24 protein-coding genes are annotated in these 26,897 nt (G+C 68.7%); 11 read left to right on the top strand and 13 right to left on the bottom strand.

All coding sequences use genetic code 11. The features are described from left to right. Nucleotides 1–267: 267 nt before the first annotated feature. Nucleotides 268–1,056: an isoprenyl transferase gene (locus H9634_RS10030; protein WP_191726522.1), complete on the bottom strand. Its 789-nt coding sequence runs from the start codon at nucleotides 1,054–1,056 to the stop codon at nucleotides 268–270. Nucleotides 1,057–1,218: 162 nt separating this feature from the next. On the opposite strand from H9634_RS10030, the gene trhA reads away from it, so the two are divergent. After that, nucleotides 1,219–2,049 (top strand): PAQR family membrane homeostasis protein TrhA, encoded by an 831-nt coding sequence (trhA, locus tag H9634_RS10025; RefSeq protein WP_318245073.1) that lies wholly within the window; start codon nucleotides 1,219–1,221, stop codon nucleotides 2,047–2,049. A gap of 134 nt (nucleotides 2,050–2,183) precedes the next feature. On the opposite strand, the gene H9634_RS10020 is transcribed toward trhA, so the two are convergent. Further along, nucleotides 2,184–2,534 (bottom strand): hypothetical protein, encoded by a 351-nt coding sequence (locus H9634_RS10020; RefSeq protein WP_191726521.1) that lies wholly within the window; start codon nucleotides 2,532–2,534, stop codon nucleotides 2,184–2,186. Continuing rightward, nucleotides 2,534–3,514 carry a mycothiol conjugate amidase Mca gene (gene mca, locus H9634_RS10015; protein WP_263598806.1) on the bottom strand — a complete coding sequence of 327 codons (981 nt, stop codon included), beginning with the start codon at nucleotides 3,512–3,514 and terminating at the stop codon, nucleotides 2,534–2,536. The genes H9634_RS10020 and mca overlap by 1 nt, the downstream gene beginning before the upstream one ends. 156 nt (nucleotides 3,515–3,670) lie before the next feature. Here mca and H9634_RS10010 point away from each other — a divergent pair, with 156 nt between their 5' ends. Both H9634_RS10010 and greA read left to right on the top strand, forming a co-directional pair. After that, on the top strand, nucleotides 3,671–4,162 hold the full coding sequence (locus H9634_RS10010) for a DUF4307 domain-containing protein (RefSeq protein ID WP_191726519.1): 492 nt from the start codon (nucleotides 3,671–3,673) through the stop codon (nucleotides 4,160–4,162). A gap of 133 nt (nucleotides 4,163–4,295) precedes the next feature. After that, nucleotides 4,296–4,790, top strand: coding sequence for a transcription elongation factor GreA (gene greA, locus H9634_RS10005; protein ID WP_175294405.1), 495 nt, complete (start codon nucleotides 4,296–4,298; stop codon nucleotides 4,788–4,790). An 86-nt stretch (nucleotides 4,791–4,876) separates the two neighbouring features. Here greA and H9634_RS10000 read toward each other — a convergent pair whose 3' ends face one another. Next, entirely contained in the window at nucleotides 4,877–6,337 is a 1,461-nt protein-coding gene (locus tag H9634_RS10000) for an AI-2E family transporter (protein WP_191726518.1), read from the bottom strand. Between the two features lie 104 nt (nucleotides 6,338–6,441). On the opposite strand from H9634_RS10000, the gene H9634_RS09995 reads away from it, so the two are divergent. The 3 genes from H9634_RS09995 (at nucleotide 6,442) to H9634_RS09985 (ending at nucleotide 10,023) form a co-directional block, all read left to right on the top strand. Beyond that, nucleotides 6,442–7,434 (top strand): SGNH/GDSL hydrolase family protein, encoded by a 993-nt coding sequence (locus tag H9634_RS09995; protein ID WP_191726517.1) that lies wholly within the window; start codon nucleotides 6,442–6,444, stop codon nucleotides 7,432–7,434. Then, nucleotides 7,431–8,138 (top strand): Maf family protein, encoded by a 708-nt coding sequence (locus tag H9634_RS09990; RefSeq protein ID WP_191726516.1) that lies wholly within the window; start codon nucleotides 7,431–7,433, stop codon nucleotides 8,136–8,138. Before H9634_RS09995 ends, H9634_RS09990 begins: the two co-directional genes overlap by 4 nt. A 94-nt stretch (nucleotides 8,139–8,232) precedes the next feature. Further along, nucleotides 8,233–10,023: an acetyl/propionyl/methylcrotonyl-CoA carboxylase subunit alpha gene (locus H9634_RS09985; protein ID WP_191726515.1), complete on the top strand. Its 1,791-nt coding sequence runs from the start codon at nucleotides 8,233–8,235 to the stop codon at nucleotides 10,021–10,023. Nucleotides 10,024–10,272: 249 nt separating this feature from the next. Here H9634_RS09985 and H9634_RS09980 read toward each other — a convergent pair whose 3' ends face one another. The 3 genes from H9634_RS09980 to H9634_RS09970 all read right to left on the bottom strand — a co-directional run bounded on the left by H9634_RS09980 (nucleotide 10,273) and on the right by H9634_RS09970 (nucleotide 14,341). Next, the gene (locus tag H9634_RS09980; protein ID WP_191726514.1) at nucleotides 10,273–11,709 is read right to left on the bottom strand and encodes an NAD(P)H-quinone dehydrogenase; all 1,437 of its coding nucleotides are present in this window, start codon (nucleotides 11,707–11,709) and stop codon (nucleotides 10,273–10,275) included. Nucleotides 11,710–11,814: 105 nt separating this feature from the next. Then, nucleotides 11,815–13,689, bottom strand: coding sequence for a heavy metal translocating P-type ATPase (locus H9634_RS09975; RefSeq protein ID WP_191726513.1), 1,875 nt, complete (start codon nucleotides 13,687–13,689; stop codon nucleotides 11,815–11,817). A gap of 79 nt (nucleotides 13,690–13,768) precedes the next feature. Beyond that, nucleotides 13,769–14,341, bottom strand: coding sequence for a gamma carbonic anhydrase family protein (locus H9634_RS09970; protein ID WP_191726512.1), 573 nt, complete (start codon nucleotides 14,339–14,341; stop codon nucleotides 13,769–13,771). Nucleotides 14,342–14,583: 242 nt separating this feature from the next. Here H9634_RS09970 and H9634_RS09965 point away from each other — a divergent pair, with 242 nt between their 5' ends. Beyond that, a complete protein-coding gene (locus tag H9634_RS09965; RefSeq protein WP_102162883.1) occupies nucleotides 14,584–14,832 on the top strand; it encodes a WhiB family transcriptional regulator in 249 nt (82 codons plus the stop codon). A 181-nt stretch (nucleotides 14,833–15,013) separates the two neighbouring features. Here the strand turns inward: H9634_RS09965 and H9634_RS09960 are convergent, their stop codons facing one another. Then, a complete protein-coding gene (locus tag H9634_RS09960) occupies nucleotides 15,014–16,519 on the bottom strand; it encodes a sensor histidine kinase (protein ID WP_191726511.1) in 1,506 nt (501 codons plus the stop codon). 17 nt (nucleotides 16,520–16,536) lie between these two features. Then, nucleotides 16,537–21,423 carry an NAD-glutamate dehydrogenase gene (locus H9634_RS09955; protein ID WP_318245072.1) on the bottom strand — a complete coding sequence of 1,629 codons (4,887 nt, stop codon included), beginning with the start codon at nucleotides 21,421–21,423 and terminating at the stop codon, nucleotides 16,537–16,539. A 140-nt stretch (nucleotides 21,424–21,563) separates the two neighbouring features. On the opposite strand from H9634_RS09955, the gene H9634_RS09950 reads away from it, so the two are divergent. After that, on the top strand, nucleotides 21,564–22,052 hold the full coding sequence (locus tag H9634_RS09950) for a DUF2505 domain-containing protein (RefSeq protein ID WP_191726510.1): 489 nt from the start codon (nucleotides 21,564–21,566) through the stop codon (nucleotides 22,050–22,052). Here H9634_RS09950 and H9634_RS09945 read toward each other — a convergent pair. The 3 genes from H9634_RS09945 to H9634_RS09935 are packed head-to-tail and all read right to left on the bottom strand — an operon-like array spanning nucleotide 21,975 to nucleotide 24,387. Continuing rightward, entirely contained in the window at nucleotides 21,975–22,466 is a 492-nt protein-coding gene (locus tag H9634_RS09945; protein WP_191726509.1) for a DUF6912 family protein, read from the bottom strand. The two genes, H9634_RS09950 and H9634_RS09945, sit on opposite strands and share 78 nt — an antisense overlap. Then, nucleotides 22,463–23,758, bottom strand: a complete 1,296-nt coding sequence (locus H9634_RS09940) for an AAA family ATPase (RefSeq protein WP_191726508.1) — start codon at nucleotides 23,756–23,758, stop codon at nucleotides 22,463–22,465. The genes H9634_RS09945 and H9634_RS09940 overlap by 4 nt, the downstream gene beginning before the upstream one ends. Continuing rightward, a complete protein-coding gene (locus H9634_RS09935) occupies nucleotides 23,755–24,387 on the bottom strand; it encodes an SAF domain-containing protein (RefSeq protein ID WP_191726507.1) in 633 nt (210 codons plus the stop codon). Before H9634_RS09935 ends, H9634_RS09940 begins: the two co-directional genes overlap by 4 nt. 239 nt (nucleotides 24,388–24,626) lie before the next feature. Here H9634_RS09935 and H9634_RS09930 point away from each other — a divergent pair, with 239 nt between their 5' ends. After that, entirely contained in the window at nucleotides 24,627–24,848 is a 222-nt protein-coding gene (locus H9634_RS09930) for a helix-turn-helix domain-containing protein (RefSeq protein ID WP_102162876.1), read from the top strand. Between the two features lie 3 nt (nucleotides 24,849–24,851). On the opposite strand, the gene H9634_RS09925 is transcribed toward H9634_RS09930, so the two are convergent. Beyond that, on the bottom strand, nucleotides 24,852–25,430 hold the full coding sequence (locus tag H9634_RS09925; RefSeq protein WP_191726506.1) for a hypothetical protein: 579 nt from the start codon (nucleotides 25,428–25,430) through the stop codon (nucleotides 24,852–24,854). 165 nt (nucleotides 25,431–25,595) lie between these two features. Here H9634_RS09925 and H9634_RS09920 point away from each other — a divergent pair, with 165 nt between their 5' ends. Together H9634_RS09920 and H9634_RS09915 are read left to right on the top strand one after the other, a co-directional pair. Continuing rightward, nucleotides 25,596–26,378: a LysM peptidoglycan-binding domain-containing protein gene (locus tag H9634_RS09920; protein WP_191726505.1), complete on the top strand. Its 783-nt coding sequence runs from the start codon at nucleotides 25,596–25,598 to the stop codon at nucleotides 26,376–26,378. Then, nucleotides 26,375–26,896: an Rv3235 family protein gene (locus H9634_RS09915; protein WP_191726504.1), complete on the top strand. Its 522-nt coding sequence runs from the start codon at nucleotides 26,375–26,377 to the stop codon at nucleotides 26,894–26,896. The genes H9634_RS09920 and H9634_RS09915 overlap by 4 nt, the downstream gene beginning before the upstream one ends. Nucleotide 26,897: the final 1 nt, after the last annotated feature.

Here is a 26,897-nt window from a genome sequence, read left to right as displayed (position 1 = left end):
TGTGCCGAAGTGCCCCAGCTCAATCCTTCCCCGACGAGTCGAACACTCCGGGTTGGTGTCAGCCAACTGGTTCCAATCTATGAACCCGAAGTCGCCGTGGTGCGCTCCGACACTCCGACGTCTCATGATGCGGAGGTGAATCTCAGATGAATCCGCCTGCCGAGTGTCGTCACCGCGCCCGAGGCGGTGGTTGGCCCGGCGCGAACGCCCGAGGCGGTGGTTGGCTCGGTATGAGAGCCCGAGGCGGGGTTGGCTCGGCGTCAGGGCTCAGCGCCCGAAGCGGCGGTTGCGGTTGCCGTAGGCACGCACGGCGCGCAGGAAGTCGGTGCGGCGGAAGTCGGGCCAGTAGGCCTCACAGAAGTAGAACTCCGAGTACGCCGACTGCCACATCATGAAGCCCGACAGCCGCTGTTCGCCTGAGGAGCGGATGATGAGGTCGGGGTCCGGCTGGCCCTTGGTGTAGAGGTGTTTGGAGATCTCGTCTTCGCTCAGCGCCTCGATGATCTCCTCGATGTTCTCCCCTGCTGCGGCGTGTTCGCGCAGCAGGCACTTGACGGCGTTGACGATCTCCTGCCGGCCGCCGTAGCCGACGGCGACATTGACGGTCATGCGCTTGTCGCGGCCCTCGGAATTCGAGCGCTCCTGCGCGTCGGCCAGGCGCGTGCGCAGGGGTTCGGGAATGGTGGCGAGGTCACCGACGAGCTGGACGGACACGCTCGGCTTGCCGGCGATCTGGTCGACGAGGTCGGAGATGATCTCGGTCAGCGCCGCGACCTCGTCGGCGGAGCGGGCGAGGTTCTCCTTCGAGAGCACATAGAGGGTCACGACCTCGACGCCGAGCTCTTCGCACCAGCCGAGGAATTCGACGATCTTGCCTGCGCCCATCCGGTGGCCGTCAGCGGTGGTCTTGCCGAACTCCTTGGCCCAGCGCCGGTTGCCGTCGGTGATGACCCCGACGTGACGCGGGATCGCGGCAGCGTCATCGCCGTGCTCGAGCTGCCGTTTGACCCGGCGGTCGTACAGGCGGTAGAGCCACCCGAGCGGGGATCCGGCCATCGACTCTCCTGAGGTGTTGCGTTGGGTCAGCTGCCCGCCGTCGGGGCAGCGCGGTGGTGTCTGACAGGCACTCCCGCGTGTCACCAGCATAACTGTCTGCCCGCGCCGTCCTCGCCTGCTCCCGCCCGGCGAATTCCCAACTGCGGAAACTACCATTGAGGCATGACGTCACGCCTTGCCGAACCTGACCAGCCGCACCACGATGCTGGGGCGCGCCGTCATGCATCGAAGCGCACAGCCCAGCCGCACAGTCTCGACCCGAGCCACCCGATGTCACGGACCTACCGGCTCGCCCTCTCCCGTCGCGGCCGCGCGCTGCGCCACGAACTGGGCAAGCTCGCCGGCCAGGTGCGCCCGTCGTGGCGCGGCTGGATCCACGCAGGCGCCTTCCCGCTCGCCGTGCTCGGCGGACTGACGCTGGTCATCATCTCCCCGACGATCGTCTCGCGCTTAGGCGGAGCGATCTTCGCACTCACCGGCATGATGCTCTTCGGCACCTCGGCGGTCTACCACCGCGGCCGCTGGCGGATGCGCATCCGCCTGATCCTGCGCCGCATCGACCACGCCAACATCTTCCTCATCATCGCCGGCACCTACACGCCCTTGGCGATTCTGACCCTGGAGACCCGCCAATGGGTGCTCCTGCTGTCGATCATGTGGTCCGGTGCTCTCATCGGCGTGCTGTTCAGAGTGCTGTGGACGACGGCCCCGCGCTGGCTGTTCGTGCCGGTCTACATCGGCATCGGCGTCGCCGGCGTCGGCTACATCCCGGCGATCTGGGAGCACAACCTGGCCGTCGGCATCCTCATCGTCTCCGGCGGCCTGTGCTACATCGCCGGGGCCATCATCTACGCACTCAAACGGCCGAACCCGCTGCCGCACATCTTCGGCTTCCACGAGATCTTCCACACCTTCACGGTGCTCGGCTACGGCAGCCACCTGGCCGCCCTGCTCATCGCCGCGGTCATCGCCAGCCCCGAACTGCACAGCTGAGCAGCCGCTGATGCGCGGTCAGGCACCCGCCGCCGAGGCGCGGGTCCCATTCCCGAGGTGAGACGTCCGTTCCCGAGGTATGGATCTCGTTCCCGAGGTGTGAGTTCCGTGCCAAGGTACGGGTGGAGTTCAGGTCAGGGGCGCGAGGTGTCCTCGCCGGGCGCCTCAGCTCCCGGTTCGGCGGTGCCGGTCTCGCCTGCGGCCGGCTCCTCGGTGACGAAGGAGTCATTGGCCTCTGCGGTATGGGTCTCCGGCTGGTAGCGGCGTTTCTGGTCCTTGGCCATCGGGATCGGGTACGCGTCCACGGCCCGGTCCTTGGCACGCACCCGGCGCACGCGGCGCAGCGCATCGCGGATGAGGAAGATCGTCACGACTGCCAGGGCGAAGACCGCCAGGAAGCCGATCGTGCCCGGGGTGACGATCGAGGGATCCGGATAGCGGACGTCCTCGGTCGGGGCGGGGCTGGCAGCCAGCAGCATGAGCATCAGGCGTTCTCCTTCTCAGCCGGGGACTGCCCGGCATTGGGCACCGCTGCGCGGGTTTCGACATAGGGCTCCAGCAGTCCCGCATCCGGAACCCGGCGGCCGTCGTCGCGGGTGACTCCGGCGAACAGATCGGATTCGAGGAAGTCACTGCCGCGCTCCAAAGGCTCGCGGCCGGTGTTGTCGATGGCGAGCTCGAACTCCTCGGTCGGCCAGAAGGTCTTGGCGATCTTCCGGGCTTCGGAGAAGAACCCGCCCTTCGGGTCGATCTGGGTGGCATGGGACAGCAGCGCCCGATCTGAGCGCTCCAGCATCTGCCCGCACGCGATCCGCGCAGTCAGCCAGCTGGTGCGCTCCCCGTCGCGGGAGCGGTACTTCTCCAGCATGTCGGCAAACGGCGATTCATGACCCTCTGCGGTCATCTTCTCGTGGATGGCCAGCCACTTCCGCGGCGAGAGGTCCATGTTGTAGTAGACCTTCTGCACCTGCCACGGCTCCCCGAGCTCAGGGTTGACCTGTGCGTCAGCGGCCTGCTCGACGGCGGTCATCGACACGATGTGGTTCTTGATGTGGTCCGGGTGCGGGTAGCCGCCGCGTTCGTCATAGGTGGTGAGCACGTGCGGGCGGAAGCTGCGGATGAGGTGCACGAGCGGCCGGGCGGCGACGTCGGTGGGCACCTGGTAGAACGACCCGTGCGGGGTCTCGGTGGCGGGATCGCCTTCGGGCAGGCCCGAGTCGACGAACCCGATCCAGCGGTGCTCGGCGCCGAGCACCTCGGCGGCTGCGGCCATCTCATCGCGGCGCAGACCGGCGATGTCACGGCGGGCGGCCGGGCTGTTGAGCAGGGCGGGGTTGAGGATGTCTCCGGCTTCACCGCCGGTCATCGTCGCGATCATCACCCGGGCGCCGAGCGAGGTGTACAGCGCGGTGGTGGCAGCGCCCTTCGATGACTCATCATCGGGATGCGCGTGCACGGCGAGCATGCGCAGGCCGTGGAAAGGCCGACCGGACGAAACGGACATAGATGTGGGAACCTCTCACAGGACAGCCCGGGGCACTGCCGCGGGCAGGGTGCGGACTAGACTATAGGTTAGTAGCCCTGACCGCTCGGGACGAATCCGGCCGCCAGAAAGGACCGCATGCCCCAGGACCACCGAGGCACCGGCAGCCCAGCCGGCGCCGCCGGCCGCCGCACCGCCGTCGCCGACCGCTACGGTTCCCGCTCCCGCCTGCCGCACAGCCGCACCCACGCGACCGGCGCCTCGGGACCGGGGAAGCGGCCGTGGATCATCGCCGCCCTCGGCGCAGCGTTCGTCGTCATGATCGGTCTGGCCGCCTGGTTCGCCTTCGCCCCGGCCCGTGTGCCCGACACCCCGAAGACCGTCAGCTACGACGTCGTCGATGCCTCGCTGACCGTCACCCGGTTCTCGATCGTGCCCGATGAGTCCCGTGACATCGAATGCGCGGTGCAGGCGACGAACCTGCAGGAGGCGGTCGTCGGATTCCGCGAGGTGACGATCCCGGCACGCGCCGGGACCTCGACCTCGGAGCCGGTGCAACTCGACGTCGATATTCGCACAACCCAGCTTGCTGCCAGCGGACACGTGGAATCCTGCTGGTATGTGGGTTAGAATAGGCAATCAATTCGATTCCCGGTCACCTGCGGGTGTCCGGGAATTCTCATTGTCCGTCGTGTCCAGCTGGGCACGCATCCGCCGCTGACGGCATCCGGTGCGTCTGCGGCATCGTGTTGAGGAGATGAAAATGACCGAGGAGACCACAGCCGAAGAGACCTGGCTCAGCCAGGAGGCATTCGACCGGCTGACCGAGGAGCTCGAGCACCTCAGCGGGCCCGGTCGCGCCGAGATCGCCGAGCGCATCGAAGCCGCCCGCGATGAGGGCGACCTGCGCGAGAACGGCGGCTACCACGCCGCTCGCGAGGAGCAGGGCAAGAACGAGGCCCGGATCCGCCAGCTCGAGCACCTGCTGCGCCATGCCAAGGTCGGCGAGGCCGACACCGACACGACGAAGGTGGCCCCCGGCAAGATCGTCGTCGTGAAGATGAACGGCAAGGAGATGCGCTTCCTGCTCGGCTCACGCGAGATCGCGATGGACGACTCGATCAACGTCTTCTCCGAGCAGTCTCCGCTCGGCGCGGCGGTCAACGGCTGCAAGGTCGGCGACGAGGCCAGCTACGAGGCGCCCAACGGCAAGGAGATGACCGTCAAGGTCACCGGCGTCGAGGCCTACACCGGCTGAGCCATCCCAGCTGACGCGAAGGGGCGGGCCCGCATGCAGCGGGCCCGCCCCTTCGTCATGTCCGCAGCCGTGCCGCGCCGGGAGGCTCAGTCGTCGGTGCGTCGCTCATTCCCTGCGCCCGAGGCGGTCGACCCGCTGGCCTGGCCGGTGGACTTGGCCTGGCCGGTGGACTCGGCGGTCTCGGTCGGGTCGCCTTCGGCGACGTCGGGAGCCAGCGGCGAATCCTCTTCGTCGTGTTCGAGCTGCGGGGAGGTCGTGCCGTCTTCGTCGTCGGGTTGGTGTTCCTGTTTGGCCTTGCCGTCCTTGGCGTAGACGTCCTCGCCTGCGAGGTAGAGGACGATCGTGTTGAGCACGGCGATGACCGGCACGGCGAAGAGCGCACCGACGATGCCGTACAGGGTCGCGCCGGCGGCCACCGCGAGCACGACGGCCAGCGGGTGGACGGAGACGGCCTTGCCCATGATGAACGGCTGGAGCACATTGCCCTCCAGCTGCTGGACGGCCAGCACGACGAGCGTCATGATGATCGCCGCGACGAGGCCCTTGGAAACGAGCGCGACGATGACGGCGATGATGCCGGTGACGACCGCACCGACGATCGGCACGAAGGAGCCGAGGAACACGAGGACGGTGAGCGGGAAGACGAGCGGGATGCCGATGAAGAAGGCACCGATGCCGATGCCGATCGCATCGACACCGGCGACGATGACCTGCACCCGGACGTACTGCACGAGCGACTGCCAGCCGCGCAGGCCCGCGCCCTCAGCCCGGCCGCGGGCGCGGCGCGGGAGCATGCCGATGAACCAGGAGAAGATCCGGCGGCCGTCGTAAAGGAAGAAGAAGGCGGTGAACAGGGTGAGGATGAGGCCGGTGAAGAAGCTGCCGACCGACATCGCAGCACCGGCGACGCCGCCGAGGATCTGGCCGGAGCGCTCTTCGAGCATCGCCACACCCTTGTTGAGGGTGTCGTCGATGGCCACCGAGATCCGCGAGGAGTCGATGCCGAACGGGTTGTGCTGCAGCCAGTCGGCGATCGAGCGGATGCCGGCCACAACCTGCCCGGTCAGCTCGCCCATGCCGACGACGATCTGCTGGCCGACGAGCGTCAGCAGGCCCAGCACCAGGACGATGAAGCCGATGAACGTGACACCGGCCGCAGCCCCGCGCTTCCAGCCGTGACGAACGAGGAAGTTCGAGAACGGGGAGATGAGCGCGGTGATGAGCAGTGCGATGAGTGCTGGCAGCAGGATGACGGAGATCTTCGACAGCAGCCAGTAGGCGACGCCGATCGCGGCGAGCACGATGAGGAACCGCCACGACCAGGCGGCTGCCAGGCGCATCGGCAGGGACACATAGGGCTCATAGGCCCCGCGCCCCTTCTCCTCCTCGGTGGGCTCATGGGCGGGCACTTCGATATAGGCGGGGACAGCCGGGGATGCGGTGAAGGACCCCGTGGGTGTCTGAGCGGCCTGCTCGCGGCGGGACCGGAATCCCTGCCAGGCGTTGCGCAGCCGCCCGGGGATGCGTTGCTGAGAGTTCTCTGGCATACGTCCAGCTTAGCGCTTCACCTGCTGGATCAGAGCGCAGCCGGGCCGAACTTCTGCCTCCGGTTCGAGGCACTAGACTCATCCGGGACGAGGGAAGGAAGTTCATGCAGCGACGAACCGCGACCGCGCTGGGGCTGGGATTGGCCATGCCCACGGCCTTCGCCGCCGGTGTCTACGGGCTCATGCGGCTGCAGTCGATGCGGCTGCGGCAGGCTTTCGACGACGACGTCGCCGCAGCCGCTGTCCCCCAGCAGTCCCGGCTCGTCGACCTCAGTGCCCCGCACAGCCGGGCGCTCGAGGACGTCGACGGCGACACCGAGCACCTGCCGGCGCTGGCCGTCATCGGCGACTCCTGGCTGGCCGGCATCGCCGTGGGCCGACGACGCCGCACCCCGGCGATGCTCATCGCCCGCGGCCTGGCAGCCCTGACCGGCCGCCCGGTGCGGCTGCGCTCGACTGCGCAGGCCGGTGCGCGCGCCGATGACATCCTCACGCAGGTCAACTCGATCCTGGCTGATCCGCTGCTGCGCCGCTCGCGCATCGGCGCACAGCCGCCGCGCTATGCCGTCATCGCGATGGGCAGCGCTGATGTCATCCACCCGATCACCGGTTCGATCGGCCTGCCGGTGCTCACCACCGCGCTCAACCGGCTGCAGCGCGAGGGCGGATACACCGTCATCGTGCTCACCTGCCCCAATCTCGGCAGCCTGCCGGGCATCCCGCAGCCGCTGCGCACCCAGCTGCGCCGCTCCTCACGCGTGCTCGCCGGATCCCAGTGGATGCTCGCCGTCTCCGCCGGGGCGATCCCGATGTCGCTCAACACGGTGCTCTCCGGCACGACGAAGCAGTCCCTCATCCGCGCCGACGGCCGCTTCCCCACCCCGCTGGGCTATGCGCAGCTGGCCACCGCCGTCATCCAGCGCATCACCGTCGACCTCGGGCTGCCGCATGAGGTGGCGGAGAATCCCGACACCCGCCCGCACTGGCCGGCTGAGCTGAGCGAAGGCCAGCCGCGCCCCGAGGACGAGGAGACCGAACCGCAGCAGCCCGCTGCCCGCAGCGCGACCGTCCCGCGTGCGGAGGGAGCCCGCCCGTGAGCGCTGTCATCCTCGCCTCCGGCTCCCCGTCGCGGTATGCGACCCTGACGTCGGCCGGGATCACCCCGCAGGTCATCGTCTCCCACGTCGACGAGGCGGCGATCCAGGATCAGCACCCCACCGCCTCGGTCGCGGAGCTGGCCGGCGTGCTCGCCGCGGCCAAAGGCCGCGACGTCCTGGAGAGCATCACGGCTGACGCCGGGCTGCTCTCCGGTGGGCAGGATCGCCCACGGGTGCTCATCGCCGCTGATTCGATCCTCGAACTCGACGGCAAGCCGGTGGGCAAACCCCACACGCCTGCGCGCACGCGCGAGGTGTGGCAGGCGATGGGCGGGCGCACCGCGCACCTGCACACCGGTCACTTCCTCGCCCGCCTCGACCCGCATGCCAGCGGCTGGCAGGTGGCCGGCACGCGGGCGCACACCGCGACGACGACGATCCGCACAGCAGCGCTGTCGGATGCGGAGATCGACGCCTACATCGCTACCGCCGAGCCCTTCGAGGTCGCCGGTGCGCTGACGATCGACGGCTTCGGCGGCGCCTTCGTCACCGGCATCGAAGGCGATCACCACAACGTCATCGGGCTCAGCCTCCCGCTGGCGCGCACGCTGGTCGGCGAACTCGGGCTGGCCTGGCATGAGCTGTGGGATGTCAAAGCCGATGCCGCAGGTCACAGCGGTGACGACGCGCCCGGAGCCGGTTGAGAATTTCGTCCACCGATTTTGTCGATCGTCCACAACGCTTTGGCACTGGTCTCTAGATTGATACCGTTCACCCGTTTCATGCCCAGGAGACCAGATGACCGAGCCCATGCGGCAGTACTCCGCGACCGTGGAGCACCGCCCCATCGAGCGGGTCTTCATCGCCAACCGCGGTGAGATCGCGCTGCGCATCATCCGCGCCTGTCACGACCTCGGACTCGAAGCCGTCGCCGTGTACACCAAGCCCGATGCCAACGCCGATTTCGTCCGCCTGGCCGACGACGCCTGGGCCCTCGACGGCGCTGGCCCGGCCGAAACGTACCTCAGCATCGAGAAGATGCTCGATGCCGCCCAGCGCGCCGGCGCCGATGCCGTCCATCCCGGCTACGGGTATCTCGCCGAGAGCCCCGATTTCGCGCAGGCCGTCCTCGATGCCGGTCTCGTGTGGGTCGGCCCTCCCCCGCAGGCCATCGACCGGCTCGGCGACAAGTCCGGTGCCCGGGCCGTCGCCGAGGCGGCAGGCGCGCCGATCACGCAGGGCTCCGATGGCGCCGTCGACGGCATCGACGACGCCCTCGCGGTAGCCGAGCGGATCGGCTACCCGGTGGCCGTCAAGGCCGTCTACGGCGGCGGCGGGCGCGGTTTCCGCACCGCTGCCAGCGCGGCTGAGCTTCCCGACGCGCTGGCCGGGGCCTCCCGCGAGGCGCTCTCGGCTTTCGGCCGCGGTGAGTGCCTGCTCGAGCAGCAGATCGTCAACCCGCGCCACATCGAGACGCAGTGCATGGTCGACGCCAGCGGCCGGGTGCTCGTCGCCTCAACCCGTGACTGCACGCTGCAGCGCCGCAACCAGAAGATCATCGAGGAGGCCCCGGCGCCGTTCCTCACCGACGAGCAGATCGCCACGGTCACCCAGGCTTCGAAGGACATCCTCAGCGAGGTCGGCTACGTCGGTGCCGCGACGTGTGAGTTCCTGCTCGGCGAGGGCGGGACGCTGACCTTCATGGAGGTCAACGCCCGCATCCAGGTCGAGCACACCGTGACCGAGGAGGTCACCGGCGTCGACCTGCTCGCCTGGCAGCTGCGCATCGCCGCCGGCGAGAGACTGCCGGAGGAGTTCCCGGCCCCGCGCGGCCACTCGATCCAGTTCCGCATCAACGCTGAGGATGTGCGCCTGAACTTCTTCCCGGCCACCGGCCGGATCGGCCGCTACATCGAACCGGCCGGCCCCGGCGTGCGCGTCGATTCCGGCGTACACCACGGCATCGAGGTCGGTGTCGACTTCGACCCGATGCTCGCCAAGCTCATCGTCACCGGTGAGGACCGCGCCCACGCACTCGCCCGCGCGCGGCGGGCACTGAGCGAATACACCCTCGACGGTGTCAAGACGCTGCTGCCGCTGCACCGGCGGCTGGTGAACGAACCGGCCTTCGCCGAGGACTTCAGCGTCTCCACCCACTGGCTGCAGCAGACATATATTCCGACATTCGACGATCCGGAGGATCCCATGGCACAGCAGACGCAGGACGGCAGCGACGTCATCGACATCGTCGTCGAGGTCGAAGGCCACCGGCTGACGGTCAAGGTGCCGGCAGAGCTGGCCCGCCCGGCCCAGGCCGGCACCCGCCCCCGCAAGGGGCGGTTGCGCCGCCGCGGCTCCAGCCGCACCGACAGCGCCTCAGCACTCACAGCTCCGATGCAGGGCACCATTGTGTCCGTCGATGTCGAGCCCGGTGCTGTCGTCGAGACCGGTGACACGCTGGCCGTCATCGAGGCGATGAAGATGGAGCAGCCGCTCAAAGCGACCCGCCCGGCCACCGTGTCGACGATCGCCGTCGAGGCAGGCACGGCCGTCAAGGCCGGCACCGTGCTCATCGAGTTCGAGGACTGACCACCGCAGAAGCGCTGATCAGCGGACCGGCTCCAGACAGACCTGGACGAAAGTCGTAGTCGACTGCACCAAAGTCCAATTGTGCCGGCTCGGTGCACATGAGAAAGTGAAGCTGCTGGTGACGCCAGCTCCCGATCCCCCGAAACACAGTTGCGGGTGCACTCGATTCGAGTGCACCCGCAGTCGTGTTCTCAGCCGCCGGTCCTGACCGGCGGTCGCTGACTGAGCCTGCCGACCGCGCCGGCTGACTCAGCTCGCGTGATGATGCAGCTTGCGCGCCGCCTCGGTGATGGACCCCGACAGCGAGGGGTAGACGGTGAAGCTGGAGGCCAGCTGGTCGACGGTCAGCCGGTTCTCCACTGCCAGGGTGATCGGCAGGATGAGTTCACTGGCCTTCGGGCCGACGACGACACCGCCGAGGATCGAACCGGAGCCGCGGCGGGAGAAGATCTTGACGAAGCCGTCGCTGATCTCCTGCATCTTCGCCCGTGCGTTCGTGCTCAGCGGCTGGGTGACGCATTCGATCTCCTTGCGGTCCTCCTCGAAGTCCTTCTGGGAGAAGCCGACGGTGGCGATCTCCGGGCTGGTGAAGATGTTCGAGGCGACATTGCGCAGCTTGAGCGGGGCGACGGCATCGCCGAGGGCGTGCCACATCGCGATCCGGCCCTGCATCGCGGCCACCGACGCCAGCGGCATGACCGAGGTGCAGTCGCCGGCGGCGTAGATGCCCGGCCGGGAGGTGCGCGAGACCCCGTCGACGACGATGTGCCCGGAGTCCTCCAGCTGCACGCCGGCCGATTCGAGACCGAGGTCCTTGGTGTTCGGGATCGAGCCGACGGCCATGAGGCAGTGGCTGGCGTTGACCTTGCGGCCGTCATCAAGGGTGACGAGCACACCGTCGTCGGTGCGGGTGACCGATTCGGCACGCGAACGGGAGAGCACGTTCATGCCGCGGGAGCGGAACGCCTTCTCCAGCACATCGGCAGCGTCCTTGTCCTCACCGGGCAGCACCCGGTCCCGGGAGGACACGAGCGTGACCTTCGAACCGAGGGAATGGTAGGCCGAGGCGAACTCCGCACCGGTGACACCGGAGCCGACGACGACGAGGTGCTCAGGCAGCTCATCGAGGTCGTAGAGCTGCGTCCACGTCAGGATCCGCTCTCCGTCGGGCTGGGCGCTCGGCAGCTCGCGCGGGTGCGCGCCGACGCAGATGAGGACGACATCGGCTTCGAGTTCGTACTCATTGCCCTCCTCCTCGACGACGTGGACGGTGTGCCGGCCCGACATCCGGGCCGTGCCCTTGATCGCCTTGACGCCGGCGGCCACCAGTCCGTCGTAGATGTCGGTGGCCTGGGCGTTGGCCAGGTGCTTGATCCGCTTGTTGATGGTGTCGAGGTCGGCTCGGGCGGCACCGCGTTCGATCGCGGAGGTCTCGCCGTCCTCGGTGCCGCGCAGGTGGATGCCCAGTGGTCCGGAGACCTCGATCTGGCCCATGAGCTCGGCAGTGGCGATGAGCGTCTTCGACGGCACGACGTCGGTCAGCACCGCAGACCCGCCGCAGCGGTTGCGCTCGATGAGCATGACATCGGCGCCGAGCTGACCGGCCACCAGCGCGGCCTCGTAGCCGCCGGGACCACCGCCGATGATGACGACACGGTTCTGGGAGGGATCAAGTACGTTCTTCACAGTCTCATTCTCTCAGCGGCAGGCAAGTCGATGGCATGACAGCGGCGGCGCTGCGGCCGCCCCTGTCGTTCGCTGTCCATCCTAGTGGCTGAGCCGGCCGGTCCCCTAAGCGGCCTGGCGGGCCGCGGGAGTCTCGACCGCCTCGGGCACGGGCGTGTGGCTCACGCGCAGCGCCCGCAGGGCGCCGAGGATCGCGACGAGGTCGACGCCTTCCTGCAGGATCGCACCGACGACGGCCGGCAGATAGCCGAGGGCTGCCACGATCATGAGCCCGATCGAGATCGCGATGCCCAGCCAGATGCTCTGCAGGGCGATGCGCACGGTGCGCTGGGAGATCTCGATGACGTAGGCGACGTTGGCGATGTCGTCCTGGGTGATGACCGCCGAGGCCGATTCGCTGGCGGCACTCGCCCCACGCGCACCGAGCGCGATGCCGACGTCGGCGGCAGCGAGCACTGGGGCGTCGTTGACGCCGTCGCCGACCATGAGCACCGGCCGGTTGCGCATCGCAGCGAGGTGCTCGACCTTCGTCTGCGGGGTGCAGCCGGCTTCGACCTCGTCGATGCCGACCGTGCCGGCGATCGCGCGGGCGGTGGCGGCGTTGTCGCCGGTGAGCATCGCGATGTCGGTGACGCCGAGCTCGTGCAGGCGGGCGACGGTGCCGGCGGCGGTGGCGCGCAGCTCATCGGCGAGGATGATGATGCCGGCTAAGTCGCTGCCGTGGGAGACGTAGACGAAGGTCTCCCCTGGTGCCAGCTGAGCCGGTTCGAGGGGGCCTGCGACCTCTTCGATGTAGGTGATCTTGCCGACCCGCACCTCGGTGCCGTCGGCCAGGAGGGCGCGCACCCCGTTGGTCGCGGTCTCGTCAGCGCCTGTCACCTCGGGCAGGGTCAGCCCGCGCTCGGCTGCCACCTGCCCGATCGACTGGGCGAAGGCGTGCAGTGAGAACTGCTCGGCCGCTGCGGCCAGGGCGATGAGCTCGTCTGCGCTGTGGGTGCCGGGGATGACGCGGCGGACCTCGGGGTTGCCGCGGGTGAGCGTGCCGGTCTTGTCGAGTGCGGCAGAACGCACGCGGGCGAGCGTTTCGAGCGCGCCGCCGTTCTTGATGATGACGCCGATCTGCGCGGCCCGGCTCATCCCGCCCATGAACGCGACCGGGGCGGCGATGAGCAGCGGGCAGGGGGTGGCGACGACGAGGACCTCGGCGAACCGGGTGGGGTTGCCGCTGATGAACCAGGCGAAGGCGGCGATCGCCAGGGACACGATCGTGAACGGCACCGCATAGCGGTCGGCCAGGCGCACCATCGGGGCCTGGGATTCGACGGCCTCGCGCACGAGCCTGACGATCGAACCGTACTGGGAGTCCGCCGAGGTGGCGGTCGCCTGCATGCGGAAGGCGCGGGTCTCGTTCACCGTGCCCGAGGCGAGGGTGTCGCCTGTCCTGAAGGTCACCGGCAGCGGTTCGCCGGTCATCGCCGAGGCGTCGATGGTCGCCGATGCACCGAGCAGGGTGCCGTCGACCGGCAGCGTCTCATTCGGCCGGACGACGAGGATGTCTCCGATGGCCACCTCGTCGACCGGGATCTGGGTCAGCTGGCCGTCAGCACCCTCCCGGTTGGCGAACTGCGGGGCGCGGCTGATGAGCGCATCGAGTTCGCGCCCGGCCCGGCCTGCGGCCATCTCCTCGAGCGCCTCACCGCCGGTGAGCATGAGCACGATGATGAGGCCGGCGACGTACTCGCCGACGAGCACGGTGGCGACCATCGCGACGACGGCGAGGATGTCGAGACCCCACTTGCCGGCCATGATGTCCTTGACCATGTCCCAGGCGGTGAGGAGGACGACGATGCCGATGACGGTCGTCGCCAGGATCTGGGCGGCACCGGGCAGCCCAACGGCGAGCAGGATGAGCGTCGTCGCCAAGGCGACGACGGCCAGCCCGGCCAGAGGGTAGCGGCGAAGAGCACGGATGAGAGCCATATCACCATCATGCCCAACGGCGCGACCGGCGGCTAGGAAGGCGTGGACAACCTACATTCACCGGGAAGGGGAAGCGGGTTCAGCCGATCGTCTCGGTGAGCACGTCTGCGGGACGTACGATGCGGCCGTGTTCGCGGTGTGCGGCCGACAGTTCGGAGTAGGAGGCGGCGTTGGTGCGGATGTGCTCGATGTTCTCAGCGGTCAGCTCGCGGCGCACCTTCGCCGGCATCCCTGCCACCAGGGAGCCGGAGGGGACCTCCATGCCTTCGAGGACGAGAGCGCCTGCGGCCACGAGCGTCTCGGAGCCGATGACGCATTCGTTGAGCAGGGTTGCGCCCATGCCGATGAGGCAGTCGTCGCCGACCGTGCAGCCGTGCACGAGCGCGCGATGGCCGACGGACACGCGGGCGCCGACAGTGACCGGCCGGCCGGGGTCGGAGTGCATGACGGAGTTGTCCTGCACATTGGTTCCCTCACCGATTGTGATGGGGCTCGATTCGGCGCGCAGCACGGTGCCGTAGAAGACGCTGCTGCCGGGCCCGAGGCGGACGTCGCCGATGAGCGTGACGCCGGGTGCGACGAAGGCCGTCGGGTGGATCTGCGGCTTGAGGTCGCCGATGGCAATGATGCGCAGGTCGCTGATGTTCTCCATGTCCTCAGCCAAGCAGACCGGTGCGCAGCGGGCAAGGGTGACGATCGATTTGCGATGCCGCTTGAGAGCGCGCAGAATAAAAGATTGTCGGTGATTTCACACTTCGACCCTCTTGTGCTGTCCTGTCTCATATGTGAACCTGGTTGACATAGCGACCACTTGCTGTCGCCAGCCTGCTGTGTGCCGATCTGGGCCCACCAACTCCCCGGGCTCCGGCGACCTCCGCTCCAGGAAAGGACACCATGGATTGGCGCCATCGCGCGGCTTGCCTCAATGAGGATCCCGAACTCTTCTTCCCCATCGGCAACACCGGCCCTGCGCTCCTGCAGATCGAAGAGGCCAAAAGTGTCTGCCGCCGCTGCGAAGTCGCCGAGATCTGCCTGCAATGGGCACTCGAATCCGGCCAGGATGCCGGAGTCTGGGGCGGTATGAGCGAAGATGAGCGCCGCGCCCTCAAGCGCCGCGCTGCGCGCGCCCGCCGCGCCGGCTGACTCACAGCCCGCCGGTCAGCGCACCGGCACACCACAGACATCACAGCAGCGCCCGCCGTGCATCGCCGGTGGGCGCTGCGGCGTGTCCAGGATGCGCTGCCTGCTCATCGTCACGCGAGACAGGCAGCCGGCTGCAGCCGGGCAGAGATGTCGGACCGCTCTGCCGCTGTCCTGCCGTGCTTCAGCGGTCGCGGCCGAGCGGCACGTCGATGATGACTTCCGTGCCGCCTCCTTCACGGGCCCGCCAGTTGATCTCCCCGCCCAGGTCGGTGGAGACGAGGGTCTTGACGATCTGGGTGCCGAGTCCGGTGCCGGGGCCCTGATTCTCCGGCAGGCCGACGCCGTCATCGGCGACGGTGACACGCAGCCGATCGCCGACGCGTTCGGGTTCGACCCACACGGTGGCCTGCAGACGCTCATCGGTCTCCGGCTTCTTGAGATCGAGCGGGAAGCCGTGCTCGACGGCATTGGTGACCAGCTCGGTGAGCGCCAGCGCCAGGGACGTCGCATCGACTGAGGAGATCTTGCCGAAGCTGCCGGTGCGCTGCAGGGTGATCTCGACGTGCGGGCTGGCGAGCTCGGGAGTGAGCTTGAGGCCTTTGTCGACGATCTCATCGAAGTCGACCTCGCTGTCGAGGCCCTGGCTGAGCACATCGTGGACGACGGCGATGATCGCCACACGGCGCGTCGCCTCCTCCAGCGCACCCTTCGCCTCAGCCGATGAGATGCGGCGGGTCTGCAGGCGCAGGAGTGCCGCGACCGTCTGCAGGTTGTTCTTCACCCGATGGTGCATCTCGCGGATCATCGCGTCGCGGCCGAGCAGCTGCCGGTCCCGGCGGCGGATCTCGGAGACATCGCGCAGCAGGATCGCCGCACCGATCCGGTTGCCGGCACGGGTGAACGGGATCGCGCGCAGGGTCACGATGACGCTGCCGGATTCGACTTCGGTGCTCCACGGTGCACGACCGGTGAGCACGACCGGCAGGGTCTCGTCGACCGGCCGGAGCTGCTCGACGAGACCGGCGACGACCTCGTTGAGGTAGCGGCCCTCCAGCTCGTCGTCGTGGCCGAGGCGGTGGAGCACGGAGATGCCGTTGGGTGAGGCATAGCGCACCCGTCCCTCGCGGTTGAGCACGACGATCCCGTCACCGACCCGGGAGTCGCCGTGGTGGCCGGCGGCATCATCGTCGAGGTTGGGGTAGTCGCCCTCGGCGATCATCGTCAGCAGCATCGAGGCGCATGCCCGGTAGTTGCGCTCCAGCCGCGAGGACACGCTGCGGCGCAGCTCCTCGGTGTGCCGGGTGAGCACGGCGATGATCCGGCCCTCGCGCATGACCGGCACCACCTCGGCACCGGCGATCGGTGCGTGGGCGTCATTCAGCTCATCCTCGCCGGGGGCGATGATGATCTCCTGGCTCTCCCACGCCTGGTGCATCAGCTCCGTTTCGATGCCGGCGCTGATGAGCCCCACGACGTCCTCAGGGTAGGCTGTCGCACCGGTCGTCGGCCGGCAGTGAGCGGCCACCCGGAACCGGCCCGGCGCCTCGGTGGCGGGAACCCACAGCAGCAGGTCGGCGAACGACAGGTCAGCCAGCAGCTGCCAGTCGCCGACGAGGGTGTGGAGCCACTCGAGGTCCCGCTTGTCGGTGAAGTCCTCGGTGGCGTCGATGTCGCTGTGCGGGTGCATCGTCTGCTCCCCCGGTCTCAGCTCTCCTCCGACTGCCAGACGGTCGAGCGGACGATGCCGCGCATCATGCGCAGCAGCACCGACAGCGGCGTCTGGGTGACGGTGTCGAGCTGGCGGATCTCATCGATCGTCTCGAGCACCTGGCTCAGCGCTGCCTCGTTGTTCTCACGCCACTGGGCGATGCGGCGCTGGGCGCGCTCCGCCGGCGTCGCACCCTCCGCCTCAGTTGCCGAGAGCACAGTGAGCACAACGGCGAAGACAGCCTGGTAGTAGTCATCGCGCATCGCACCGCGGGCCAGCGCCGACCAGCGGTCGGAGCGGTCGAGTTCACCGATGAGCTGGAGCAGCTCGGCACCCGAGAGCAGGTCGGTGACCTGGTAGTACACCTCGGCGACGTCCTCGCCGTGGATGCTGAGCCGGTTGGCGATCTGTGCGACGTCGAGCAGGGCGAACTCATCGAGCAGCGCTGCAGCACGGTAGGCGACCGCCTCCGGCACGCCTTCGGCGATGAGGGACTGGGCGTTGGACTCCAGCTCCCGGGCATCGGTGCCTTCGAGCAGCTGCGGGACCCGCGGGCGCAGCTGTTCGAGGATCGAACCGTAGCGTTCGATGCCCGAGGGCACGTCGAGGTGCGTCGGTGCCTGGTGGACCAGCCACCGGGAGGCGCGGTCGAGCAGCCGCACGTAGCCGTGCTGCAGCCTGACCTGGACGCTGGAGTCGACGATGTTGTCGAGTGCGCAGATGTCGTCGAAGTGGCTGTCGAGGTCGAAGATCTCGCTGACGACGGTGAAGACGCGGGCGATCTGCGGGATCGTCGCACCGGTCTCCTCGACCATCCGGAAGATGTACGTCAGCCCGCCGCGGTCGACCATCCGGTTGACCAGGCGTGCGGTGGCGATCTGGCGGCGCAGCGGATGCTCGGCGAAGTGCTCGCCGAAGCGCTCGGCCAGGCTGGGCGGGAAGTAGGCGAGCAGGTGCTCGTTCGTCCACTCCTCATCCGGCACATCGCTGTCGAGGATCTCATCAGCGGCGTTCATCTTGACGTAGGCCAGCAGCACGGCCAGTTCAGGCGAGGTCAGACCGCCTCCAGTCGAGGTGCGGGTGGCCAGCTGCTTGGTCGTCGGCAGGAACTCGACAGCCCGGTCGAGGTCGGCGTTCCTCTCCAGGTAGCGCATGAGGCGCCGGTGGGTGCCGGACATGACGTCGGCGCCGTCGCGGGCCTCGCCGAGCAGCACGTTCTGGCTGTAGTTGTTCGCCAGCACCTTGTCGGCGACTTCGTCGGTCATCGACAGCAGCACGTCGACGCGCTCATCGGAGCTGAACGCCCCGTTCTTGATGAGGGTGTCGAGCAGCAGCTTGATGTTGACTTCCTGGTCAGAGGAGTCGACTCCGGCGGAGTTGTCGACGGCATCGGTGTTGATCTTGACGCCGCCGAGTGCCGCCTCGACGCGGCCGAGCTGGGTGGCGCCGAGGTTGCCGCCCTCCCCGACGACGCGCACGCGCAGGTCGGCGCCGTCGACGCGGATCGCATCGTTGGCCTTGTCGCCGACGTCGGCGGCGGTCTCCTGCGAGGACTTGATGTAGGTGCCGATGCCGCCGTTGTAGAGCAGATCGACCGGTGCGGTCAGGATGCCGCGGATGAGGTCGTTGGGCCGGTACTGGCCGGGGCTCATGCCGAGCCGCTTGGCGGCCTGTTCGCTCAGCCTCACCGACTTCGACGAGCGGGAGTAGACGCCGCCGCCGGCGGAGATGAGCTCCGGGTCGTAGTCCTGCCACGACGAGCGCGGCAGCTCGAAGAGCCGCCGCCGCTCGGCGAACGACTGGGCCGGATCCGGGTCCGGGTCGATGAAGATGTCGCGGTGGTCGAAGGCGGCGACGAGCTTGATGTGCTCGCTGCGCTGCATGCCGTTGCCGAACACGTCACCGCTCATGTCGCCGATGCCCACGACGGTGAAGTCGTCGGTGGCGGTGTTGACGCCGAGTTCGCGGAAGTGTCGTTCGACGGACTTCCACGCACCGCGCGAAGTGATCGCCATCGCCTTGTGGTCGTAGCCGACCGAGCCGCCGGAGGCGAACGCGTCGCCGAGCCAGAAGCCGCGGCTGGTGGCGATCCCGTTGGCGACGTCGGAGAACCGGGCGGTGCCCTTGTCGGCGGCGACGACGAGGTAGGAGTCGTCGTCATCGTGGATGACGGTGCGCTCGGGATGGACGACGACGTTGCCCTCGGGGGTGTATTCGAGGTTGTCGGTGACATCGAGCAGAGCGTTGATGAACACCTCGTAGGCGGCCTGTCCGGCGGCCTGCCACGCGTCGCGGTCCTGTGCCGGGTCCGGCAGCTGCTTGGGCACGAATCCGCCCTTGGCGCCGGTGGGCACGATGAGCGCGTTCTTCACCATCTGCGCCTTGACGAGTCCGAGCACCTCGGTGCGGAAGTCATCGCGGCGATCCGACCAGCGCAGGCCGCCGCGGGCGACCTTGCCGAAGCGCAGGTGCACGCCTTCGACCTCGGGTGAGTACACCCACATCTCGTAGGCCGGCTTCGGCTTGGGCACGAAGTCGAGCTGCGGGGGCAGGATCTTGTACACCGCCGCCCGCGGCAGCGAGCCGTCTTCGGGCTGGAAGACGTTGGTGCGCACGGTGGCGTCGATGAGTGAGAGCACTGCGCGCAGCACGCGGTCGGCGTCGAGGCTGGTGACCTCGGACAGCGCCTGCTCGATGCGGTCGTGGATCTGGGAGATGTGCTCGTCGCGCGTGCCGACTGCCGGGGTGAGGTCCGGGTCGAACTTCGCGTGGAAGTAGCCGAGCAGCAGCGCCGAGAGGTCCGGGTTGGAGGTGAACACGGAGCCGAGGTACTTGTCGGAGTAGGAGAAGCCGGCCTGGCGCAGGTAGTGGGTAAAGGCGCGCAGCACGGCGAGGTCCTGCCACGGCAGGCCGGCGACGATGAGCCGGTCCATGCTGCCGGTCTCGCGCAGCCCCTTCCAGCCGGCGGCGAAGGCCTCTTCGATCCGCTCGAAGTCCTGCGAGGAGATCTCGTCTTCGAACTCGAGACCGAAATCGTAGATGTAGCGGCTGCTGCCGTCGGGCAGGTCGATCTCGTAGGGCCGCTCGTCGAGCACGGAGGCGCCGAGGTTCGACAGGAACGGCAGGATCTCCGAGAGCCCGGCCGGGTTGAGCCGGTAGAACGACAGCCGGGCCTGGCTGCGCGGCACGCCTTTGGGCCGGACCATCTTGACGAGCGGTTCGTCGTCGCTGTCGTGCTTTTCGAACAGCGCGATGTCCTCGACGGCGTCCTGCGGGGTGTTGTATTCGATGTAGGACGGCGGGAACGCCTCCGACCAGGTGCGTGCCCGGTCGAGCTCTGCTGCGGTGTGGCGGGCGTTGTGCGGAGCGAGGTACTCCCAGACGTCTTCGGACCAGGACCGCAGCGCGCTGGTGATCCGCTCGGACACCGTGTCCGCGTCGACCTCCGGGAGGCTGATGTTGCGCGGGACCCGGGCGACGAAGTGCAGCCGGGCGAGCGCCGACTCACTGAGCAGCACATCGAAATCGACGGTGTCGGCGGCGTAGGCCTCGCGCAGCGCCTTCTCCACCCGCAGGCGCGATTCGGTGTCGTAGAGATCCCGCGGCACATAGACGAGCACGGAGACGTAGCGCGCATACGGGTCGCGGCGGATGAACACCCGGGATTCGCGCTTCTCCTTGAGGTCGAGGACCTGCATGACGACCTCGAAGATCTCCTCGACATCGGCGTGGAAGAGATCATCGCGCGGGTAGGTCTCCAGGATCGAGAGCAGCTCGTCACCGGAGTGGGTGTCGCGTTCGACGCCGGATTCGCGCAGGATCCAGGCGACCTTCTGCCGGATCACCGGAATGTCGAGGACCGAGGCGTTGTACATGCCCGAGGTGTAGAGACCGACGAAGCGGCGCTCACCGACGATCGTCCCGTGCTCGTCGTAGGTCTTGACGCCGAGGTAGTCGAGGTAGCTGCGGCGGATGACGTGCGAGCGCGAGTTCGCCTTCGTCAGCACGAGCACGCGCGGCTCTTCGGCGCGGGCGGCGACGTTCTTCGACAGCTGCGAGGACCGGGTCGGGCGCAGCGAGGAGATGCCCATCGCGGTGCCCTCGATCGGGTGCAGGGCGAGTTCCTCGCCGGTGGTGTCGAGCGAGTACTCACGGTAGCCGAGGAACGCGAACCGGCCGGAGAGCCAGTCGAGCAGCTCGGCGGATTCGGCGGCCTCGTCGGCCAGCTCGGGCCGCGGCGGGGTGCTGCGCAGCTGTTCGGCCAGTTCATGGGCGCGGGCGCGCATCTGCTCGCGGTCGGCTTCGGCGGCGATGACGTATTCGAGGACGCGGGCGATCTGGGCGCGCAGCTCGTCGAACTGCTCTTCGGCGACCTGGTCGATCTCCAGGCGAACCCAGGATTCCTTCGCCCGGGTCGTCGACGACATCCCCGGGGTGATGGTCGGCAGCGCCGAGGTCGAGGTGGTGGTGCGTGAGAGTTCCCCGGCCGGCACGATGCGCAGCTGGCCGTCGGTGCGTTCGGTGACGATGATCGGGTGTCGCACGGCGCGGATGTTGTGCCCGGCGCCGGTCAGATCGGAGATGATCGACGAGAGCGTGTAGCGCGTGTCGGGCAGCACGATGTTGATGACGGTGCGGTTGCCGGCGTAGTCGGCGTCGCTGGCTGATGGGTTGGTCAGCGAGACGACGGGGGTGGTGCCGTCGAAGCCGCGGGCGACGCCGTAGTGCCGGGCGGCCGAGGCGGCGAGGGCTTTGGGCCCGTAGGTCTCATACTCGGCGTCGCTGATGCGGGGGAAGTACGCGGGGATGAGGTCGGCGGGAGGAATCGATCCCGTCAGGTCTGTCCACGCTTGTGCAATCTCGGTCGAGCGGACCTCGGTCACTATGTCACCTTTTCATTGGTCAGTACATGAGGCGATGGGCAGCGTCCTCGCTGCCCGCCTCTACCCTAACCGCGAATGGGGCGGTTTTCATGCCCGCAGCCGGGTCGGCTCGCCAGTGCCCGACATGGCAGACTGAAACCATGAAGACGATCACCGCACAGCGCCGTTCGACCGCCCCGTTGCACCGCATTCTCGCCCGCCTGGAGTCCCGTGAGATGTGGGAGCATGCCACCGCCGAGGCGACCGTCACCGGTTCGGTCGCCGAGGGTCTGCAGGTGCGCACCTCGGCACCGCTGCCGGCTGACGAGGTGCCGGACTCCGCGCGCCGGTTCCTGCCGGACACGGCGCGCATCGAACAGGACTTCTCACTGCCGGCGACGGCTGCCGAGGCGTCGTCTGCCCGGGCCCAGCAGTCGACTGAGGTGCCCGGGGTGCCGGTGGCTGTCAGTGCCGTCATCGACTTCACCGCACTCGATCCGGCCGATGTCAGCGGTTCGGGCACCGAGATCGCGGTGGTCGCCGAGGTGTCCTCGTCGATCCCGCTGTTCGGCTCAGCTGTCGAGGCCGCGATCGCCCCGACCGTCGAGCGGCTGCTGGGCGAACGCCTCGAGGAGATCGCCGACCTCTGAGGAGTCGAACCACAGCAGCGGCGAGGACCGCAGCAGCGCAGCCGCCGCCTCCTGGTCCTCCGGGAGGCCGGCGACGACCTCGGGATCGTCGATGTGGAAGCTCACGACCCGGCTCGGGTCGAGGCTGAGCGGGCCGAAGGCCTCCAGACCGGCCCCGACGGAGCGGACCTGGGTGCCGAGTGCCGGGATGTCGCAGGCGATGACGACACGCGAACCGCCGGTGCGCAGCACTTCGTCGAGGCACGCCTCGGCGGCTGTCATCTGTGCGGTGAATTCGGCTTCTTCACCGGCATCGGAGCGCAGTGCGCGCCCATTGGCATCAGGGGCGAAGGCGAGCACATCGGTGATCGCCGGCCAGGCGGAGACGAGATGGTGAGAGGTCACGGGGACGTATGCGCGCACATAGGAGCTCATGTGGTCATTGTCCTCCGGCGCAGCCGCGGAAGGCGAACCCGACGCGCTGCCGTGGGCTTCGAGCTGCGGTCGCGGCGCCGCAGCTGCGGCTCGGGCAGCCCGGGCAGGGCCGCAGCGAGCTCGCCGAGAGCCCGGCTGAGCGGGCTGCGCGGAGCATGTTCGGTGATCGCCTGCCCGGCGAGCACCGCGGCGTCGACATTCGCCCGGTCATCGGGCAGGTAATGGCAGCCGCCGAGTCCGAGGAACCGGGACAGTGTCGCGTCGATCGCTGTCTGCGGGTCAGCTCCGACGGCTGAGGCACGCGCCTTGTTCATCACGATCGTGGCGCTCTCGCGCAGCGCTTCTCCCCGCTCGGTCTCCAGCAGCCTCACCAGCCGCTGGATCCCCAGCGGATCGGCCTGGGCGATGAGCAGCGTGTGATCGGCGCGTTCGAGGACCGCCCGTGTGGCGGCGTGCCTGTCGTAGTGCGGGTCGGCGAACTCGTCATCGGGGTCGATGCGATCGGCGATGTCGACGATGACGACGTCAGCGGTGGCGGCCGCGGCATCGAGGATGGTGCTCAGCAGCGCCGGTCGGACTTCCGGCCAGCGGCTGGCGCGGCTGAGGCCGGTGACCAGGTGCAGGCGCGGGCTGATCGCCGTCAGGTGCCGACTGAACAGCTCCGGTGTGAGGACGCCGCTGGCAGCCCGGCGGCACAGCGCGGCCAGCTGCGGGGCATCGTCGACGATGCCGAGCATGGCCGCCTGTCCGGCGGTGACGGTGTCGGCGTCGATGAGGACGACGGAGGTGCCGTGGCTGCTGAGCAGATGCGCCAGTCCGGCGGCCACTGTCGATCGGCCCGGGGCTGAACCGGTCCCCCACACGGCGATGACGGGGCCGGGTTCGCGGGTCTGCGCAGCCTGCGGCGGTGCGGCAGGCCGCGGCGGGACGGCCAGTGACTGGGCGCAGTCGCGCACGGCGGCGAGGAACACCTCGGGCGGGTCCCACGGTGAGACGTGGCTGCGCACGCCCCAGGCGCGGAACTGCTCCTCGTCGTCCCCGAGTCCGAGCAGGCGGGCGCCGGTGCCGTGCAGCCGGCGGACCACCTCGGCGTCGAGGCCGGGGAACTCGCGGCCGAGCACGACGACAGCACCCATCCCGGCGCTGGCGGCCGCGAGCAGCTCGACCTCATCGGCCGGCCGGCGCACGATGGTGAAATCGGGTGCCTCGCTCAGCCGTGCGGTCACGGTCGGTTCGTGGTCCCGGTCGACGGCGACGATGACGCCGATGGGCGCAGGCGGGTGAGCGCTCATCCCTGCTCCGGGACTGCGGCGACCGAGATGTGGTGCTCGCCAGCCAGGGCGGAGAGCACGGCGTCGATGTCGTCGGTGGGGACGAACACCTCGATCCGGTTGCTGTTGGCGCCGGCGAACCCGCCGCTGTCGCGCTCGACAGAGATGACGGCGACGCCGCTGAGGATGAGCTCGGGTTCACCGTCTTCGATGCGGGTGTCAGTGCCCCACAGGTCGATCGTCGACCCGGCGTCGACCTGGCCGGGCAGGCCGCCGGGCACCTCCAGGGCGATAACGCGGCCGGCCAGCTGGTCGGCCGTGCCGATCTGGGAGGCCGGGATGAGTTCACCGGGTGCGATGCTGGAGAGCACTGTCGCACCGGCGGGGATCTCCGTGCTGGTCGGCAGGTAGTGCTCCTCCGCCTCGCTCATCCGCACCTCTGTGGCGCTGAGGTCATCGGCGGTGATGGCATGGCCGGGCACGAGCGGGCGGGCGGCTGTCCAGACGGTCATCGTGTTCGCTGCCTGGTTGACGATGAACCAGGTGCCGAGGACCGAGGCGGCGACGATGAGCGCGCCGATGATGAGCTTGGGGTCTCGCCAGCGCGGTGGGCGCAGCCGTTCGGCGCGCTTGGGTTCGCGGAAGGACATGGAGCTCCTTTGCTCGTGGGGACTGCAGTGACGGGTCGGGGTGCGCAAAGGCCCGGCATCTCGGACTACATTACATTTCAGGCAACGCATGAGAACAGGGCTGTGGACAACGCGAATGTCCACAAGCCACAGCGAACGCCACGATCTGACAGCAAAATCGTCTATGATGGAGGCGATCACAACGAGCTGCAGACCACCGGGCGTAAGCGCCGGTGAGCAGCTGCAAAGGAGTGCCGATCATGGTTGCCGAAGTCCGCTTCCTCCCCCTCACCGACGTCGCGGAGATCCTCAATGTCACCGTCACGCAGGCGCGCGCCCTCGTGCGCTCCGGTGAGCTGCGCGCCATCAAGGTCGGCGGGCGCGGGCAGTGGCGGATCGAGAAGGCTGAGCTTGAGGACTACATCCAGCGGATGTACTCCCAGACCCAGCAGGAGATCCGGGAAGGCCGCGTCGACGTCTGAGCCTCAGACACTGCCACCAGGCGTGAGGTCCTGCACCGCAGCCAGTGCGTGCAGCGGCACCAGATCGACGGCGGCTCCGCGGCGGATCTGCAAGTAGTCAGCACCGACGGCATCGATCATCCCCTCCAGCACCAGCCCGTCAGCGCCGCAGAACACCCGGCATTCACGGCGGCCTTCGCCGAACCTGCGCAGCGGGGAGCGGATCGACAGCTGGGAGATGACGGCGTCAGCTCCGTGGACCACCCGGCGCATGCGCACATGGTCGACACGGGACAGGTTCACCAGCGCCCGCGGGGTGCCGGGCACACGTCCGCGCAGCAGCACCCACTGCTGCCCCACCGCGTCGATGATCCCATCGAACCACGTGCGCGCGACATGCACGTCGACGGGAGCGCCGACGGCACCGGCGAGCCGATGCGCGAGCCCATGATCAGCGAACTCGCCGGCGACGAGATCCCCGAGCTCACCCATCCGCTCATGCGCGGTGCGCCCCTGTTCCTCAGCGGCGAGGTCGGCGAAGAGCGCCTCGACGCGATCGACGCCTGCGGCGTCGTCCTCACGCGGTGATGTCGACTCGGTCATGAGCCCATGATCGCAGAACACCGAGCGCCGGGCACCGATTCCGCACACATCTCGCCTCAGACCATGTCATTCGAATGCAGTCGAATCTCGATAAATCTTTTTATTATCTATTGACTTCGTTTGGTGCCGTTTGTCATTCTTATATCCATATTGAGAGGAGTTGGAATGCTGATCTGGCTGACGCGACTGCTGAGCCTCGCACACATCGTCATCACGCTCTGCCTGTGGGCCAGCGCCCCGGAGCTGATGACCGCGCTGGGCCACGGCGACATCGGTGCTGCTGTGGTGCTGCTGGCCGGCAGCGCGGCGGTCGTCGCCGGCGCGCGCCTGACGTGCGCCACGCTCCTCAGCGGTCTCGCCCATGCGGCTGGGCTGTTCGGCCGCACAGCTGCCCAGCGCTGCGCCCAGGCGGCGATCGCGATGAGCCCGGTCAGATTCCGGCGCGTCTTCGCCGCCTCGTGTGCCGGCCTCATCCTGACAGGCACCGGTTTTGCCACGGCTGCAGCGGCAGCACCGGATGCCCCGTCTCCGGGCTGGCCGACTCGTCCTGCAGAGTCGAGCACGGCAGCGCCCTCCTCCCCCGGCTGGCCGACCCGGTCACCGGACGCGCCGGCGGCCAGCCCGACTCCGGAACCGGAGGACTCAACGCCCTCGCCTGCCGACGACGGGGCCCCGACCACCCCCTATCCCGACGATTCCACGCCGCGACCCGACACCTCGGGCACGGACAGCGGCCCGGACGCCGATGACCACACCGATTCGCCCCGGCCTGAGACTGCAACGGTGAGTGCAGGAGACTCGCTCTGGACGCTCGCCGCCGAGCACTACACCGGGGCCTCAAGCGCAGAGCTCATCGATCGCGTCGCAGCGATCCACAGCGCCAACCGGCACATCATCGGTGCCGACCCGAACCTCATCATGCCTGGACAGCGATTGGAGATGCCATGACCACGATGATGACCGACGCCGCACCCGGCGAACTGACCCTCACCCGCCCGCGACCCCGCGCTGCGACTGCACCAGGACAGGCACCGTCGCCTGTCCCGGCAGCCACGCGGTCGCCGGTGCCCGAGACCCGTCGGGCGGCAGAGCCCGGAACCCGGCGGGCGGCAGAGCCCGACCAGCAGGATCTCGTCGCAGCGCTGCAGGCGGCTGCATCGTCGCTGTCAGTGGCGATCATCGAGATCTTCGGCGGCACGCGCGCCCCGTCATCGGTCGGCAAATGGGTGGCCCCGGATCTCTTCGAGCGGATCCGCGAGCATGCCGCATACCGGCAGCAGCTGGCCAAGGCGGCACCGCCGCGGCCGGCGATGCTGTCGGCTTCCACCCCGCGGGTGTGCCTCGTCGGCCCGCGCGTGGCTGAGGCTGCCGTCGTCGTCAGCACCGGCCGGCGCCACCGCGCTGTCGCCCTGCGCCTGGAGCACATCCGCAACCGGTGGCTCGTCACCCAGCTGGAGACCGCCTGAC

Origin of the sequence: Brevibacterium gallinarum, assembly GCF_014836885.1 — a bacterium.
Lineage (GTDB): Bacteria > Actinomycetota > Actinomycetes > Actinomycetales > Brevibacteriaceae > Brevibacterium > Brevibacterium gallinarum.
This window is presented reverse-complemented; position numbering and strand designations above follow the sequence as displayed.